The following is a 15,833-nucleotide window of genomic DNA, read 5'->3' as shown; positions in this document are numbered from 1 at the left end:
CTGCCATGGGCAAGCTCGACGGACGGGTCGTCATCGTCACCGGCGCCGCCCGCGGCCAGGGCGAGCAGGAGGCCCGGCTGTTCACGGCCGAGGGGGCCCGGGTGGTCGTCGCCGACGTCCTCGACGAGCAGGGCGAGGCCCTCGCCAAGGAGATCGGCGCGACGTACGTCCACCTCGACGTCGGCCGGGAGGACGACTGGCAGGCCGCCGTCGCCGCGACCAAGGACGCCCACGGCCATGTCGACGGGCTCGTCAACAACGCCGGCATCCTGCGCTTCAACTCCCTCCTCGACACTCCCCTCGACGAGTTCATGCAGGTCGTCCGGGTCAACCAGGTGGGCTGCTTCCTGGGCATCCGCGCGGTCGCCCCGGAGATGGCCGACGGGGGCACGATCGTCAACACGGCCTCCTACACCGGCCTGACCGGGATGGCCGCCGTCGGTTCCTACGCGGCGACCAAGCACGCCGTGATCGGCCTGACCCGGGTCGCCGCCCTGGAGCTGGCCGGCCGGGGGATCCGCGTCAACGCCGTCTGCCCCGGGGCCGTCGACACGGCGATGTCCAACCCGGCGCGGCTCGACCCGGACGCCGACCTCCGGGAGACCGCGAAGGGCCTCGACCGGCTGTACCGCAAGCTCGTGCCGCTGGGGCGGGTCGGGCAGCCGGAGGAAGTGGCCAGGCTCGCGCTGTTCCTCACCTCGGACGACTCGTCGTACATCACGGGGCAGCCGTTCGTGATCGACGGGGGGTGGCTGGCGGGTGTCAGCGTCGTCTGAGCCCGCGCGACTGGCCGGCCTTCGCCGGCGAGCTGTAGCTGACGGACCGTCAGCTATTGACGCTCCCGGGAGCCGGTGGAACAGTCGGAGCCAGGAATCTGACGGGTCGTCAGAACTGACCGTGGGGCGGTGAACCTCCTTGGAATTCGGCATCTTCGTACAGGGATACGTCGGCAAACGGGCCGAGACCGACCCGCTCGCCGAGCACAAGGCGCTGATGGAGGAGACCGAGTACGTCATCCAGGCGGACAAGTCCGGCTTCAAGTACGCCTGGGCCTCCGAGCACCACTTCCTGGACGAGTACTCGCACCTCTCCGCCAACGACGTCTTCCTCGGCTACCTGGCGCACGCCACCGAGCGGATCCACCTCGGCTCGGGCATCTTCAACCCGCTGGCCCAGGTCAACCACCCCGTGAAGGTCGCCGAGAAGGTGGCCATGCTCGACCACCTCAGCGGCAACCGGTTCGAGTTCGGCAGCGGCCGGGGCGCCGGCTCGCACGAGATCCTCGGGTTCCTGCCGGGGATCACCGACATGAACCACACCAAGGAGATCTGGGAAGAGACCATCGCCGAGTTCCCCAGGATGTGGCTCCAGGACGAGTACGAGGGCTTCCAGGGCAAGCACTGGTCGCTGCCGCCGCGCAAGGTCCTGCCGAAGCCGTACGGTCCGGCGCACCCGGCCATGTGGTACGCGGCCGGGTCGCCGCCCTCGTACGCCATGGCCGCGCGCAAAGGGCTCGGGGTGCTGGGCTTCAGCGTGCAGAAGGTCTCCGACATGGAGTGGGTGCTGGAGCAGTACAAGACGGCGATCGTGGACGCGGAGCCGGTCGGGGCGTTCGTCAACGACAACGTCATGGTGACGACCACGGCGATCTGCGCGCCGACGCACGCGGAGGCCGTGCGGATCGCGGCCGACGGGGGGCTGCACTACCTGCCCTCGCTGGTGTTCCGCTACCACGACACGTTCCCGCGGCCCGAGGGGTTCCCGGTGTGGCCGCAGACGCTGCCGGAGTACACGGAGGAGCTCGTCGAGGCGCTGATCGAGGAGGAGTTGCTGATCTGCGGGGATCCGGACGAGGTGCTCCGGCAGTGCAAGCGGTGGGAGCAGGCCGGGGCGGACCAGCTGAGTTTCGGGCTGCCGGTGGGGGTGCCGAAGGAGGAGACGCTGCAGACGATCCGGCTGGTCGGGGAGTACGTGATTCCCAGGATCGATACGGATCCCGTGCATCGGACTTCGCGGTTCCGGGGGATCGGCTGAGCGTCGTCGGCGGGTCCGGGCGCGTCGTGGCCGATCGCGCAGTTCCCCGCGCCCCTTAGGTAGGACACCTCACCGGAGTTGAGAGGAAGCCCCATGCTCGATCACGTCATCATGGGCGCGACCGTCGTGGACGGGACGGGCGCACCGGCATACACCGCCGACGTCGGCGTACGAGACGGCCGGATCGCCGCCATCGGTCAGGTCACCCAGGAAGCCCGCACCACCGAGGACGCCACCGGGCTCGTCCTCACCCCCGGCTTCGTCGACCCCCACACCCACTACGACGCCCAGCTCTTCTGGGATCCCTACGCCACGCCCTCGCTCAACCACGGGGTCACCACCGTCGCCGGCGGGAACTGCGGGTTCACGCTCGCGCCGCTCAACCCGGAGCGGCCCGAGGACGCCGACTACACACGGCGGATGATGTCGAAGGTCGAGGGCATGGCGCTGGTGGCGCTGGAGGAGGGGGCGCCCTGGAACTGGCACTCCTTCGGGGAGTACCTGGACGCCCTGGAGGGGCGGATCGCCGTCAACGCCGGGTTCATGGTGGGGCACTGCGCGCTGCGGCGGTACGTGATGGGCCCGGAGGCCGTGGGCGGGCAGCCGGGTCGGGAGCAGCTCGCGGCGATGGTGCGGCTGCTGCGGGAGGCCATGGAGGCCGGGGCCTGGGGCCTGTCCACCACCCAGTCGAGGAGCCACTCGGACGGCGACGGGCAGCCCGTCGCCTCGCGGCACGCCCGGCCCGCCGAGCTGCTCGCGCTGTCGCGGGCCGTCGGGGAGCACGAGGGCACGCAGATCGAGGCGATCGTCGCCGGCTGCCTCGACCAGTTCAGCGACGCGGAGATCGACCTGTTCGCCGAGATGAGCGCGGCGGCGGGGCGCCCGCTGAACTGGAACGTGCTGACCATCGACGCGGCGGTGCCCGAGCGCGTGCCCCGGCAACTCCTGGCGAGCGAGCGGGCGAGGAAGGCGGGCGGCAGGGTCGTCGCCCTCACCATGCCGATCCTCACGCCCATGAACATGTCGCTGGGCACCTTCTGCGCGCTCAACCTCATCCCCGGCTGGGGGCCGGTCCTCGGGCTGCCCGTCCCCGAGCGGATCGAGAAGCTGCGCGACGCGGACGTACGGGCCGAGATGCTGCGGCGCGCGAACTCCAAGGAGGCGGGCGTCTTCCGGCGGCTCGCCGACTTCGGGCGGTACGTCATCGGCGACACCTACAGCGAGGCGAACGCCGGACTGACCGGGCGCGTGGTGCGGGACATCGCCGAGGAGCGCGGCCAGGAGCCGTTCGCGTGCCTGGTGGAGATCTGCGCCCACGACGGGCTGCGCACGGTGCTGTGGCCGATGCCGCCCGACAACGACCCGGCGTCCTGGGCGCTGCGGGCCCAGACCTGGCAGCACGAGGACGTGCTGCTCGGCGGGTCCGACGCGGGCGCCCATCTGGACCGCATGTGCGGGGCGCCGTACACCACGCGGTTCCTCGGGGACTGCCTGCGCGGGCGGAAGCTGGTCCGGCTGGAGCAGGCCGTGAAGATGCTGACCGACGACCCGGCCCGGCTCTTCGGGCTGCGGGAGCGGGGGCGGATCCGGGAGGGCTGGCACGCCGACCTCGTCCTGTTCGACCCGGAGCGGATCGACGCGGGCCCGGCCACCCTGGTGCACGACCTGCCGGGCGACAGCCCACGGCTGGACTCCCGGGCACTCGGCGTGCGGGCCGTGTGGGTCAACGGGGTCGAGACGATCCGGGACGACGTGGTGACGGGTGCGGTGCCGGGCCGGGTGCTGCGGTCCGGCCGGGACACGGAGACGGTGAGCACCAGGTGAACCAGGTGAACGGGGCGGCTGCTCGGCAGTCGCTGTTCGTCGGCGGTTCCTGGGTGGAGCCGGAGGGCGGGCACTACGAGGTGGTCGACCCGGCGACGGAACGGACCGTCGGGTGGGCGCCGGAGGCCTCGCGGGACCAGGTGCTCGCGGCGTGTGCCGCGGCCCGCGAGGCCTTCGGGCCGTGGTCGCGGACGTCTCCCGAGGAGCGGGCGACCCTCCTGGGCCGGGCGGCGGGCGTCATCCGGGAGAACCTGGTGGGGTACGCGGACCTGGCCCGGGCCGAGACCGGCGCGACCACGGGCACCGCACGCGGCCTGCAGGTCGGCGTCGCCGCCGCCCGCTTCCGGCGCTACGCGCGCGTGGAACCCGCCGAGTGGCCGATCCCGCCGCAGATCAACGAGGCCGGGCCCATGGGCAGGGCGGGCGTGATGGGCGCCCTGGCCGTCCGGCAGCCCGTCGGGGTCGTCACCTGCATCACCTCGTACAACAACCCCTGGGCCAACCCGGCCGGCAAGATCGCCCCCGCCCTGGCGATGGGCAACACGGTGGTCGTGAAACCCGCCCCGCAGGACCCGCTGTCGGTCTACCGGATGGCCGAGGCGCTGGAGGCCGCCGGGGTGCCGCCGGGCGTGGTGAACGTGGTGTCCGGCCGGTCGACCGGGGTCGGCGAGGCGGCCGTCGCGTCCCCGGACGTCGACATGGTCAGCTTCACCGGCTCCACGGCGGTCGGGCAGCGCATCGCCGAGGTGTGCGGGCGGGACATGAAACGGCAGCTGATGGAGCTGGGCGGCAAGGGCGCGGCGCTCGTCTTCGACGACGCGGACCTCGCCTCGGCCGTGGCCGGCATCGGCACCACGTTCTCCTTCTACAGCGGACAGATCTGCACGGCACCGACGCGGGTGCTGGCCCAGCGCGGGATCTACGACCGGCTGGTGGAACAACTGGCCGCCTACGCAAGCCGGTTGAAGGTGGGTGACCCGCGGGAGCCGGACACGGTGGTCGGGCCGGTGATCTCGGCGGCGCACCGGGACCGGGTGGAGTCGTACGTCGAACTGGCCCGCAGGGAAGGCGCGGCGGTGGTCACCGGCGGCGACCGCCCCGGCCTGCCGACCGGCTTCTACGTCGCCCCGGCTCTCCTCGCCGACTGCACCAACGACATGCGCGTCGCCCGCGAGGAGATCTTCGGGCCGGTGGTGGTCGTCATCCCCTTCGACGACGAGGAGGAGGGCGTCGCGCTCGCCAACGACACGGACTACGGCCTGATCGACTACGTCTGGTCGGGCGACGTGGCCCGCGCGTTCCGCGTGGCGCGGCGGCTGCGGGCCGGGGGCGTCGGCATCAACACCGTGGGACGCAACATGGAGGCACCCTTCGGCGGCTTCAAACAGAGCGGCGTCGGCCGCGACGTCGGCTCGTACGCGCTGCACGCGTACAGCGAGGTGCAGGCGATCGTCTGGCCGGGGTGACGAGCGGCTCGCGCTGCGGATCGGCATCGCCCTGTGTCAGCTCAGCAGCCCGGCCACCGTGGTGACCAGGACCGCGATCAAGGTGAGGGTGGCTCCGAAGGCGACGCCCGCGCGGATGAGAGCGCCGGCCGCCGTCGCGCCGTCCGCACGCGCGAGAAAGGCGGTCACCGCGCCGGTGAGTGCGGCGATGATCACGGCCGTCATCACGGCCAGGATCGTCAGGGTGGCCAGGAACGCGAGAGGCATCAGGATCTCCTTGGTCAGCTTGCTTCTGCCTGTGCCGCAGACTCTGGCGATTCCTGTGTTCGCCATGGTTCACCTGGACGAGAATGAACAACGCTGAACGGTGGGCGGACTGTCCGAGGCGGGGGAGCAGGGGTGGAAGGCGATCCGGCGCACTCCGGGAACATGGCGAAGGTGCGGGAGCGACTGAGGGACCTACGCGGGCGGGCCGGGTTCACGATCGACCAGCTGCGGGCACGTACCGGGCTGGGACGCACCACGATCAGCCAGGCCTTCAACGACGGCCCGAAAGACCCCACCTGGACCACGGTTGCCGTGCTCGCCCGAGACTTGGGAGCCGATCCCGCCGGTCTGGACGAGCTTCGCGCACTCTGGACAGGGGCCAAGCCTCCGGCGGCCTCCGGCGGACGGCGCGTGGATCAGGCGCGCGTGAGGACCGATGAGCCGTGCGTCGCCGACGTGGACCCGCAAGCTCTCGAAGTGCACCGTGCCGTGCTGGCGGCTCCCGACCCCGGCGGTTACCCCTTCCTCACTCCCTACATGCCCAGGGCTCACGATGCCGAACTGCGCACGTACCTCGCGCCGGCGCTGGCGGGCAGGGAGTCGGTGTTGCTGATGCTCACGGGCGATTCGGCCACCGGTAAGACACGTGCGTTGTTCGAGGCGCTCGGTGAGCTCGCTCCCCAGCACCGGCTCCTGCGCCCGTCAACCTCCGGTGAACTGCTGCGCCTTCTGCTGGCCGGGAACTTCGAGCCCAGGACGGTCCTCTGGCTCAACGAGGCCCAGCGATTCTTCTACGGTCACGATGCGGAGCAGGCGGCGGCCGAGCTGCGCCGGTTACTGGTCTCGACTCGCGGACTCACAGCCGTGGGCACCCTGTGGACCGATCCGTACTGGGAGGAACTGACGCGCCCCGGCCGTGCCGGAGATCCGCACGGCCAGGTCCGGGGACTGCTCGACTGCGCCGCATGCCGCCGGGTCATGGTGCCCGACCACTTCTCGGATGCCGAACTGCGGGAATGGCGCACCGTGGCACAAGCCGCCGAAGCCGGTGGGGACCGTCGGCCCGCCGACGCGCTGCGGGCGGGGGTGGAGGACGGACGAGTCGTGCAACACCTCAGCGGAGGCCCTGCCCTTCTCGCCGCTTACCGATGCGGACCCGGGAGCCACTTCAGCCACGTGGAACACGCCGTGCTGACAGCCGCCCTCGACGCACGGCACCTCGGTCACCGACGTCCCCTTCCTGCCGGACTCCTCGCGGACGCCGCCGACGGCGCGTTGCACCCGCGGCGCCGACCCAGTGGCGCGGCCTGGGCCGACGCGGTCCTGAAGGCCCTGAGCACGGGTGAACGGGATGACGGGCGGCGCACCGACATACGACACACCTTGACCGCGATGCACACACCCCTCACCCGGTCCGGCAGCGACGCCGTGTACGAACCGGCCGACTACCTCGTCCAGCACGTCCGCATCGAGCCCGCCGACCGGCCCGGGACGCCGTCCCTGTGGCGCGCCATGCTGGACCACACCACGGACGCGGACGATCTCCTGAGTCTCGGCTGGTCCGCCTTCCAGCGCGGGTACCTGACGCAGGCGGCCCGCCTGTGGCACAGGGCCGTTGTGGTCGGTCACCCGACGTGTGCCAGTTTCCTGGCCGACCTGCTGGACGACGACAACGACCCGCGAGGCACGGGCCGCCTGTGGGTCGCCCACCATGCCCCTTTGTACGACCCGGACGGTGTGCGGCTCCTCCTCGGCGCGCTCCATGAGGCACAGCAGTGTGCGGCGGTCGACGCGCTGATGCAGCGGGAGCCCGAGATCCACGTCGACTGCGATGACGCCGAGGCGGTCGCCTACTTGCTGGAGAGGCTGCGCGCAGCAGGACTGCAGGGTGCCGCCGTGCTGCTGGCCGCACGCGCCGTGGAGACGTCGGAGGCCACCGATACCGGTCCCTGCGCCGACCTGTTGGCGTCTCTGCGCACTCTGGGGCTCGACGATGCCTACCGCGTGCTCGCCGCTCGCGCCGCTCACGAAGCCGATGCGGCGGACATGGCCCTCCTGCCGGCTCTGCTGTGGGAACTGAGCACCCACAGCCCGGCACACGCCGCTGTTCTGGCCGCGCGGGTGGTGGCCGAGATCGACATCAGCGACACCCACAATGTCGCGACGCTTCTCGACACGTTGCGCGAGCAGGGCCTGCGCGACGCGATCACCGCACTGCTCGGCCGGGCTCCACAGAGGCATGCAGACCTCGACGACCCGGAAGCCGTGTGCTGGCTCATTCAGGCCCTTGAGCAACTCGGGCAGACGGAAGCCGTGCACGCTCTCCTCGCCCGAGACCCAGGCGCCTCCGCGGATTGCTCCGACCCGGATGCCGTCCCCTGGCTGGTGCATACCCTGCTGACCTACGACCGGTCCGAGGAGGCCGTCGCGGTGGCCGCTCGCGCGGCCGGTGAGACCGACATCCTCCACCCCTCGTCTGTCGCGGAGCTGCTGGAGTTGCTCCATGAACTCGGCATGCGGGCCGAGGTTGCCACGTTGCTGGACCGCGGGGTGGTGACGCATGCGGACGTCGACGACCCCGAGGGCATCGGGGAACTCCTCGTCGCCCTCGACCGTCTGGACGAGGGCGAGGCCTTGGCGTCGCTCGCGTGCCGGGCCGCCTCTGACATCGACGTCTCGGACCCGGAGGCGGTCGACGTGCTGCTGGAGTGTTTGGAGGAGGTCGGGCAGAAGGAGGCAGTCAGTAAATTGCTCAGCCGTGCCCCGGACCTCGAAGAGGACGACGAAGTGCCGCCGCCCGAGGAGCCGGCGCTTCCCTGGGGCATCGCTCTCGACGGCCGACCCGCCGGCCGCTGGACCTGGGACGACCTGGACCTGGCCTGAGGAAGAGGTTTCAGACGTCCGTCAGATCCACCCGCACCGTCAGCAGATCCGTCCCCAACGCCCGCACCCCCAGGCTGTTGACGCGGGGCAGCCGCCGCAGCCGTGCCACCGGGTCGTCGTCCGGCATCAGCCGCGCCGTTCCCTCGTGCCACCGGCCCCGGATGCGCACCCGGACGCGCGGGTCCGCCTTGATGTTGCGCACGTACTGGGAGCGTTCGCCGAACTCGGACACCAGCCAGAAGGAGTCGCCGACGCGGCGGCCGCCCACCGGTGTCCGGCGGGGCAGCCCGGAGACGCGGCCCCTGGTCTCCAGGACCGTCTGGAACGGCAGGCGCCGCAGCAGCGGGTTGACCCGGCGCTGGAAGGCCGTGGTGGCACGGAACCTCAGGTCGGTGCGGCGGGGCATCGGCGGGGGCACTCCTTCACACGGGGCTTCACACGGGGCTCTCACGGTTTCTGCAATGGTTCCTGCTTCAATGATGCTCGCCGATGCGGCGGGACGGGAGCGGGTGACCGGTGATGCGGATCGTGACCTGGAACCTGTGGTGGCGCTTCGGGCCCTGGCAGGCCCGGCAGAAGGCCATCCTCACGGCCCTGCGGGAGCTGCGCCCCGACGTCGTGGGACTGCAGGAGGTGTGGGCCGCCGACGGCGAGAACCTCGCCGAGTGGCTGGCCGGGGAGCTGGGCCTGCACTGCGCCTGGGCCGCCTCGCACGCCCCGGAGCGCTGGCGGCGGCGGATCGGGGACCCCACGGTCGACATAGGCAACGCCGTGCTCAGCCGGTGGCCGGTGGTCGACCGGGACGTGCTGCCGCTGCCCGCCCCGGCGGACACGGACGACGGCCGGCTGGCCCTCTACGCCCGCCTGGCCGCCCCCGGCCACGACATCCCCTTCTTCACCGCCCACTTGACCTCCGCGGTGCACGCCTCGGCGGTCCGCCGCGGCCAGGTCGCCGCACTCGCCGCGTTCATCGCCCGGCACCGGGGCGACACCCCGTTCCCTACCGTCGTCACCGGCGACCTCAACGCCTGGCCCGACTCCGACGAGGTCCGCCTCCTCGGCGGCTACAAGACCGCCCCCGCCGTGCCCGGCCAAGTGCTCCTGGACGCCTGGGAGTACGCCGACCCGGCCGCCCCCTCCGCCACCTGGGACGCGGCCAACCCGTACGTCGCGCCGGCCCACGAGCCCAGCGTGCGCATCGACTACATCCACGTGGGCCCACCCGGCCCCGACGGCCTCGGCCACGTCCGCTCCGTACGCCGCGCCTGCGACGGCCCAGTCGACGGAGTCTGGCCCTCCGACCACGCGGCGGTCGTCGCCGACCTGGCGGCCGCGGACGGTGACTGACTCCCGGGAGGGGTCCCGGCCGGGGCGGGGTTCCATGGCGGGCATGATGCGCAGAACGTCAGCCACCGCCGTCGCCCTCGTCGCCGCCGGCGTGTTCGCCGCTCTCACGTCGTGTTCCTCGGACTCATCGGACGGCCCCGCGGCCGAGGCCCGGCCCAACGTGTCCGGCTCCGGTTCACCGGCGACCGGCCCCACGCCGACTCCCACGAAGACGGCCCGGCCGTCGCCCTCGCCGACCGGGCCGTGCGCCGACGGGACGTGCGAGACCGAGGTCGCCGTGGGGGACGTCGTGACGGTGCCGGCCAGGTACGGCCTCGGGCCGATCGAGGTGACGGCGATCAGCGGCGACGAGGTCGAGCTGGCCGCGCCGCTGACGGGGACGGGCTACAGCATTTCGGGCTGTTCCGGTGGCGGCGGCGTGTCGTCGGCGGGCGGCGGCGGTGTTGAACTGCGCTGCGCCCCGGGAACCGTGGCGACCATCAACGACGCCATGAGCCTGAAGGTCGTCGAGATCCGCGACACCGTCGCCGTCCTCCGTATCGAACCCGCCGGGTGACGCACGGCCCGTCCTCACGCCGAGCCGCGCCCCAGGAAGACCGGGTTCGTGAACGCCGCCAACGCCCCCGGCACCGGGCCCGCTGCCGCCTCGTGGCGCAGTTCCGCCCGTACGTAGGCCGCGTACGCCGGGGTCGTCCGCCATTCGACGGTGCCCGAGCCGGAGACCGGCAGGGGGGCGCTGGTGTGGAGGACGCCCTGGTCGGTGACGAAGCGGACCGTGCAGCGGGGGGCGCCCGTGACCTCCAGGCGGACGGTGACCGGGGTGTCGGGGTCCACCCGCAGCCGCTCGCCGATGCCCGCGTGCTCGCCGCGCCCGCCGGACGCCCGGAACGACAGCCCGACCCTGGCCGACTCGGCGACGTACGACCGTCCCGCCCGGATGCCCTCCTGGATGGCCCGGCGGGTCAGGTCGTCGGCGAGGACGACGGTCTGCGGGCTGCCCACCTGGTCGGGCGAGCGGTGCGCGTCGCTGCTGCCCATCGCCGGGATCCAGTCGCGCCCGTCCCGCACGGACGCCACCAGCATGCTGTCCCAGTCGGCCAGGGCCACCTCGTCGTCGGGCGTGTAGGGGCCGTTCCACACCTCGACGGCGTCGGCCTCGCCGAAGCCGAACTTCCAGTTGCAGCCGATGCAGGTGGCGTGCGGGTGGGCCGGGACGACCAGGCCGCCGGCGCGGCGGATCTGCCGGGCGAACCGGCCGAAGCGGTTGTCGCGGGCCCGGTAGCGCCAGTCGACGAAGGTGCCCGGGTCGGTGCCGAGGGCGACCACATGGCCGTTGCGCGTGGTGACCTCCTCGCCCAGCATCACCAGCAGGTCGTCCCCGGCCACGTCGGCCCAGTGGGCGTGCGCCGAGTGCGTGTTGTGCTCGGAGGAGTTGATGAAGTCCAGTCCGGCGGCGCGAGCCAGCTCCCCGATCTCGGCGGGGGTGCGGCGGCCGTCGGAGTACCAGGAGTGCAGGTGGCAGTCGCCCCGGTACCAGGCGCGGCCCCGGCCCTTGGCCCGGTCCGGCGGGTACACGGGCTCGGCCGTCTCGCCCGGCTCGCCGTACGTCAGCGTGATCGTGATCTCGTACGTCAGGCCCTGCGGGGCGACCGTGTACGGGCCGAGCGCGATGTGCCAGGTGCCCTCGCGCACCGGGCCCGGGAGGTAGCCGGGCGTCGCGTCGTCGGCGCGCAGGAAGAACTCCGTGCGCGCCCCGCCCGACCAGCCCCGGAAGCCCCGGCCGCCCAGTTCGGTGCCGCGGTCGTCGAAGATGCCGATGTCGAGGGCGTTGCCCGTGGTGCCGGCCGGGACGGACGGTCGGTCGTAGGTGTAGGCGACCTTGATCTCCCGGACCCCGGCCGGGACCTCGACCGGCACGTACACGAAGTCGGGCGAGCCGGGCGGCAGGGTGCCGCGCACCGTCCTGGTCTCCTGGCCGCCGTCGCCCTGGTTCCGGCCGGCCGCTGAAGCGAAGCTCACGCTTCCCAAGGTAAGCGCGGCCGTCGCTCCGGTGACGAACAGCGCCCGCCGTCCGAGCCCGCCGTGGTGGTCCTCGCACATGCTGCTGCTCCCAAGGTGTCGTCCGCTGACATGGCATGGGTGGTGCGGGGGTGGTGCGTGCAACCCTCGTATTCAGCCGTGAACCGGCGTGCAAGGGAAGGGAACCCGGCGGCGGGCAGGAGCGGAACAGGCCACGCCAGGCGGTGTCAATGCCGACCAGTCGGTATGGACAGTGGGGTCCGCCTCGGGTACAGATGACCTATGCGCATCGCCGTGACGATCTTCCTCACCGACGAGACGATCACTCCGACCCGGCTCGCCCGCGAGCTGGAGGAGCGCGGTTTCGCCGGGCTCTACCTGCCGGAGCACACGCACATCCCCGTCGAGCGGACCACCCCGTACCCGGCGGGCGGCGAGCTGCCGCGCGAGTACGGCCGTACGCTCGACCCGTTCGTGGCGCTCGGCCAGGCCGCCGCCGTCACCGAGCGGCTGGGGCTCGGCACGGGCATCACGCTCGTCGCCCAGCACGACCCGATCGACCTGGCCAAGAAGGTCGCGACGCTGGACCACCTCTCCGGCGGCCGCTTCACCCTCGGGCTGGGCTTCGGCTGGAACGTCGAGGAGGCCGCCGACCACGGCGTCGAGTGGCGCACCCGGCGCGAGCTGGTCCGGGACCGGATGGGGCTGATGCGGGCCCTGTGGGCGGAGGAACCGACCCCGTACGAGGGCGAGTTCGGCGGTGTCCGCGCGAGCGAGGCGCACCCCAAGCCCGTGCAGGGGCCGCGTGGGCAGGTCGTCGGCCCGCGCACGCTGCTCGGCGGGGCCGCCGGGCCCAAGCTGTTCGCCCACATCTGCGAGTACACCGACGGCTGGCTGCCCATCGGCGGACGCGGCCTGGCCGAGTCCCTGCCGCGGCTGCGCACCGCCTGGACCGAGGCGGGCCGCGACCCCCGGGCCCTCCAGGTCGTCCCGTACGCCGTCCACCCGACCCCGGGCAAGCTCGCCCACTACGCCGACCTCGGCATCGAGGAGGTCGTGGCGCAGCTGCCGCCGGCAGGGGAGGCGGAGGTGCTGAAGGCGCTGGACGGGCTCGCGCGATATCTTCCAGGTACCTGACAACCCGGTCGGGGTGCATGGGGGGGGAGCAGCACAGCGTCATGAGGATCGCCTGGTTGGCGTGGCTCGGGCGGCATTTCGCCGAGTACGGCTACAGCCAAGGCCTGTTGCGCGGCGCGATCGGCACGCTCGCGGTCCTGGTGACCGCCCTGCTGGTCTGGTTCACCCTGCAGCGCCACAGGCCCCTCGCCGTGGTCCTCAGCGGTCTCGTCTCGGCCCTGGGCATCGGATGGCTGGCCTTCCACTGACAGGGCTCGACCCTGTTGATCAGCGCACTCGTATGCTCGAAGGATGACGACTTCCGCGACCTCCGGAACCGGCCCCACCGAGAACTCCCTGCGTCGCGCCCTGAAACGGGCCAGGGACGGCGTCTCCCTCGACGTCGCCGAGGCGGCGGTCCTGCTCCAGGCCCGGGGCGAGCAGCTGGAGGACCTGTCGGCCTCGGCCGCCCGGGTGCGGGACGCGGGCCTGGAGGCGGCCGGCCGGCCCGGTGTCATCACGTACTCGAAGAGCGTCTTCATCCCGCTGACGCGGCTGTGCCGGGACAAGTGCCACTACTGCACGTTCGTCACCGTCCCGGGCAAGCTCCGCCGGGAGGGCCACGGGATGTTCATGTCCCCGGACGAGGTCCTCGACATCGCCCGCAAGGGCGCGGCCCTCGGCTGCAAGGAAGCCCTCATCACCCTCGGCGACAAGCCGGAGGACCGCTGGCCCGAGGCGCGCGAGTGGCTCGACGCGCACGGCTACGACGACACCCTCGCCTACGTCCGCGCCATCTCCGTCCGCATCCTGGAAGAGACGGGCCTGCTGCCCCACCTCAACCCGGGTGTCATGAGCTGGACCGACTTCCAGCGGCTGAAGCCCGTCGCGCCCAGCATGGGCATGATGCTGGAGACCACGGCGACCCGCCTGTGGTCGGAGCCGGGCGGCCCGCATCACGGCTCGCCCGACAAGGAGCCCGCCGTCCGGCTGCGCGTCCTGGAGGACGCGGGCCGCTCCTCCGTCCCCTTCACCTCCGGGGTCCTCATAGGCATCGGCGAGACCTACGAGGAGCGCGCCGAGTCGCTGTTCGCGCTGCGGAAGGTGTCGCGGGCCTACCACGGCGTCCAGGAGCTGATCATCCAGAACTTCCGCGCCAAGCCGGACACCGCGATGCGCGGCATGCCCGACGCGGAACTGGACGAACTGGTCGCCACGGTCGCCGTCGCCCGCCTCCTGATGGGCCCGAGCGGCAACATCCAGGCCCCGCCCAACCTGGTCGACGACGAGTACGAGCGGCTGATCCGGGCCGGCATCGACGACTGGGGCGGCGTCTCCCCGCTCACCATCGACCACGTCAACCCCGAGCGGCCCTGGCCGCAGATCGAGCAGCTCGCCGAGAAGTCCCGCGCGGCCGGGTTCGAGCTGCGGGAACGGCTGTGCGTGTACCCGGAGTTCGTCCGGCGCGGCGAGCCCTGGCTGGACCCGCGGCTGCGCCCGCACGTGGCCGCGCTCGCCGACCCGGAGACCGGCCTGGCCCGCCCGGACGCCATGCCGCAGGGGCTGCCGTGGCAGGAGCCGGAGGAGGTCTTCACCGCCTCGGGCCGCACGGACCTGCACTCCTCGATCGACACCGAGGGCCGCAGCTCCGACCGCCGGGACGACTTCGACGAGGTGTACGGCGACTGGGGCGCCCTGCGCGAGGCCGCCGCCCCGGGCATGGCACCCGAGCGCATCGACACCGACGTGCGCGAGGCCCTGCGCACGGCCGCCGACGACCCGACGAAGCTCACCGACGACGAGGCGCTGGCCCTGCTGCACGCGGACGGCCCGGCGCTGGACGCCCTCGCGCGCGTCGCGGACGACGTACGCAAGTCGGCCGTCGGCGACGACGTCACCTACATCGTCACCCGCAACATCAACTTCACCAACGTCTGCTACACCGGCTGCCGCTTCTGCGCCTTCGCCCAGCGCCGCACCGACGCCGACGCCTACACCCTCTCCCTGGACCAGGTCGCCGACCGGGCCCAGCAGGCGTGGGACGTGGGCGCGGTGGAGGTCTGCATGCAGGGCGGCATCCACCCGGACCTGCCCGGCACGGCCTACTTCGACATCGCGCGGGCGGTGAAGGAACGCGTCCCCGGCATGCACGTGCACGCCTTCTCGCCGATGGAGGTCGTCAACGGCGCCGCCCGCACCGGCCTGTCGATCCGCGAGTGGCTGACCGCCGCGAAGGAGGCGGGCCTGGACACCATCCCGGGCACGGCCGCCGAGATCCTCGACGACGAGGTCCGCTGGATCCTCACCAAGGGCAAGCTGCCCGCGGCGGACTGGATCGAGGTCGTGACGACGGCCCACGAGCTGGGCATCCGGTCGTCCTCGACGATGATGTACGGGCACGTGGACCAGCCCCGCCACTGGCTCGGGCACCTGCGCACCCTGGCCGGCATTCAGCAGCGCACGGGCGGCTTCACGGAGTTCGTGACGCTGCCGTTCGTGCACACCAACGCGCCGGTGTACCTGGCGGGGATCGCCCGCCCGGGCCCGACCATGCGGGACAACCGCGCGGTCACGGCCATGGCCCGGCTGCTGTTGCACCCGCACATCCCCAACATCCAGACCAGCTGGGTGAAGCTGGGCACGGAGGGCGCGGCCGAGATGCTCCGGTCCGGCGCGAACGACCTCGGCGGCACGCTCATGGAGGAGACGATCTCCCGGATGGCGGGCTCGTCCTACGGCTCGTACAAGTCGGTCAAGGACCTGATCGCCGTGGCGGACGCGGCCGGGCGCCCCGCCAAGGCCCGGACCACCCTCTACGGCGAGGTCCCGGAGGAACGGCAGCGTGCGGCACAGGCGTCGGACGGGCACCTGCCGGAGCTGCTGCCGGTGCTGGACTGA

Annotated in this window: 13 protein-coding genes; 10 read left to right on the top strand and 3 right to left on the bottom strand. The window is 72.3% G+C overall.

All coding sequences use genetic code 11. The features are described 5' to 3' along the window. The first annotated feature begins 5 nt into the window (after positions 1-5). The 4 genes from ABZ948_RS18815 to ABZ948_RS18800 all read left to right on the top strand — a co-directional run bounded on the left by ABZ948_RS18815 (position 6) and on the right by ABZ948_RS18800 (position 5,324). Complete coding sequence (locus tag ABZ948_RS18815; RefSeq protein WP_359760883.1) at positions 6-776, top strand: SDR family NAD(P)-dependent oxidoreductase; 771 nt, start codon at positions 6-8, stop codon at positions 774-776. Between the two features lie 139 nt (positions 777-915). Further along, positions 916-2,034, top strand: coding sequence for an LLM class flavin-dependent oxidoreductase (locus ABZ948_RS18810; protein WP_359760881.1), 1,119 nt, complete (start codon positions 916-918; stop codon positions 2,032-2,034). Positions 2,035-2,127: 93 nt separating this feature from the next. Beyond that, on the top strand, positions 2,128-3,858 hold the full coding sequence (locus ABZ948_RS18805; RefSeq protein WP_359760879.1) for an N-acyl-D-amino-acid deacylase family protein: 1,731 nt from the start codon (positions 2,128-2,130) through the stop codon (positions 3,856-3,858). Between the two features lie 5 nt (positions 3,859-3,863). Then, the gene (locus ABZ948_RS18800; RefSeq protein ID WP_435857530.1) at positions 3,864-5,324 is read left to right on the top strand and encodes an aldehyde dehydrogenase family protein; all 1,461 of its coding nucleotides are present in this window, start codon (positions 3,864-3,866) and stop codon (positions 5,322-5,324) included. A 36-nt stretch (positions 5,325-5,360) separates the two neighbouring features. On the opposite strand, the gene ABZ948_RS18795 is transcribed toward ABZ948_RS18800, so the two are convergent. Next, positions 5,361-5,570 (bottom strand): hypothetical protein, encoded by a 210-nt coding sequence (locus ABZ948_RS18795; protein ID WP_359760875.1) that lies wholly within the window; start codon positions 5,568-5,570, stop codon positions 5,361-5,363. 132 nt (positions 5,571-5,702) lie between these two features. Here ABZ948_RS18795 and ABZ948_RS18790 point away from each other — a divergent pair, with 132 nt between their 5' ends. Beyond that, entirely contained in the window at positions 5,703-8,453 is a 2,751-nt protein-coding gene (locus tag ABZ948_RS18790) for a helix-turn-helix domain-containing protein (protein WP_359760873.1), read from the top strand. A 10-nt stretch (positions 8,454-8,463) separates the two neighbouring features. Here ABZ948_RS18790 and ABZ948_RS18785 read toward each other — a convergent pair whose 3' ends face one another. Next, positions 8,464-8,859, bottom strand: coding sequence for a nitroreductase/quinone reductase family protein (locus tag ABZ948_RS18785; RefSeq protein ID WP_359760871.1), 396 nt, complete (start codon positions 8,857-8,859; stop codon positions 8,464-8,466). A 113-nt stretch (positions 8,860-8,972) separates the two neighbouring features. On the opposite strand from ABZ948_RS18785, the gene ABZ948_RS18780 reads away from it, so the two are divergent. Next, positions 8,973-9,800: an endonuclease/exonuclease/phosphatase family protein gene (locus ABZ948_RS18780; RefSeq protein WP_359760869.1), complete on the top strand. Its 828-nt coding sequence runs from the start codon at positions 8,973-8,975 to the stop codon at positions 9,798-9,800. A 43-nt stretch (positions 9,801-9,843) separates the two neighbouring features. Then, on the top strand, positions 9,844-10,356 hold the full coding sequence (locus ABZ948_RS18775; protein WP_359760867.1) for a hypothetical protein: 513 nt from the start codon (positions 9,844-9,846) through the stop codon (positions 10,354-10,356). A gap of 14 nt (positions 10,357-10,370) precedes the next feature. On the opposite strand, the gene ABZ948_RS18770 is transcribed toward ABZ948_RS18775, so the two are convergent. Beyond that, on the bottom strand, positions 10,371-11,900 hold the full coding sequence (locus ABZ948_RS18770; protein ID WP_359760865.1) for a CehA/McbA family metallohydrolase: 1,530 nt from the start codon (positions 11,898-11,900) through the stop codon (positions 10,371-10,373). Positions 11,901-12,101: 201 nt separating this feature from the next. Here ABZ948_RS18770 and ABZ948_RS18765 point away from each other — a divergent pair, with 201 nt between their 5' ends. From ABZ948_RS18765 to ABZ948_RS18755, 3 genes are read left to right on the top strand one after another with little or no spacing between them, the layout of a single operon-like run. Next, positions 12,102-12,956 (top strand): LLM class F420-dependent oxidoreductase, encoded by an 855-nt coding sequence (locus ABZ948_RS18765; protein ID WP_359760863.1) that lies wholly within the window; start codon positions 12,102-12,104, stop codon positions 12,954-12,956. Positions 12,957-12,997: 41 nt separating this feature from the next. Further along, the gene (locus ABZ948_RS18760; RefSeq protein WP_114253654.1) at positions 12,998-13,204 is read left to right on the top strand and encodes a hypothetical protein; all 207 of its coding nucleotides are present in this window, start codon (positions 12,998-13,000) and stop codon (positions 13,202-13,204) included. A 43-nt stretch (positions 13,205-13,247) separates the two neighbouring features. After that, complete coding sequence (locus ABZ948_RS18755; protein WP_359760861.1) at positions 13,248-15,833, top strand: bifunctional FO biosynthesis protein CofGH; 2,586 nt, start codon at positions 13,248-13,250, stop codon at positions 15,831-15,833.

The organism is Streptomyces olindensis, assembly GCF_040645895.1.
In the GTDB taxonomy this organism is placed as follows: domain Bacteria; phylum Actinomycetota; class Actinomycetes; order Streptomycetales; family Streptomycetaceae; genus Streptomyces; species Streptomyces olindensis.
The sequence above is the reverse complement of the archived record's forward strand: the minus strand, read 5'-3'. Positions and strand labels throughout refer to the sequence as shown.

Bases quoted from the DNA above. Each gene is read 5' to 3' on its own strand.
- ABZ948_RS18815 (WP_359760883.1), top strand. From the start codon at position 6: ATGGGCAAGCTCGACGGACGGGTCGTCATCGTCACCGGCGCCGCCCGC.
- ABZ948_RS18805 (WP_359760879.1), top strand. From the start codon at position 2,128: ATGCTCGATCACGTCATCATGGGCGCGACCGTCGTGGACGGGACGGGC.
- ABZ948_RS18795 (WP_359760875.1), bottom strand. From the start codon at position 5,570: ATGCCTCTCGCGTTCCTGGCCACCCTGACGATCCTGGCCGTGATGACG.
- ABZ948_RS18785 (WP_359760871.1), bottom strand. From the start codon at position 8,859: ATGCCCCGCCGCACCGACCTGAGGTTCCGTGCCACCACGGCCTTCCAG.
- ABZ948_RS18780 (WP_359760869.1), top strand. From the start codon at position 8,973: ATGCGGATCGTGACCTGGAACCTGTGGTGGCGCTTCGGGCCCTGGCAG.
- ABZ948_RS18775 (WP_359760867.1), top strand. From the start codon at position 9,844: ATGATGCGCAGAACGTCAGCCACCGCCGTCGCCCTCGTCGCCGCCGGC.
- ABZ948_RS18770 (WP_359760865.1), bottom strand. From the start codon at position 11,900: ATGTGCGAGGACCACCACGGCGGGCTCGGACGGCGGGCGCTGTTCGTC.
- ABZ948_RS18765 (WP_359760863.1), top strand. From the start codon at position 12,102: ATGCGCATCGCCGTGACGATCTTCCTCACCGACGAGACGATCACTCCG.
- ABZ948_RS18760 (WP_114253654.1), top strand. From the start codon at position 12,998: ATGAGGATCGCCTGGTTGGCGTGGCTCGGGCGGCATTTCGCCGAGTAC.
- ABZ948_RS18755 (WP_359760861.1), top strand. From the start codon at position 13,248: ATGACGACTTCCGCGACCTCCGGAACCGGCCCCACCGAGAACTCCCTG.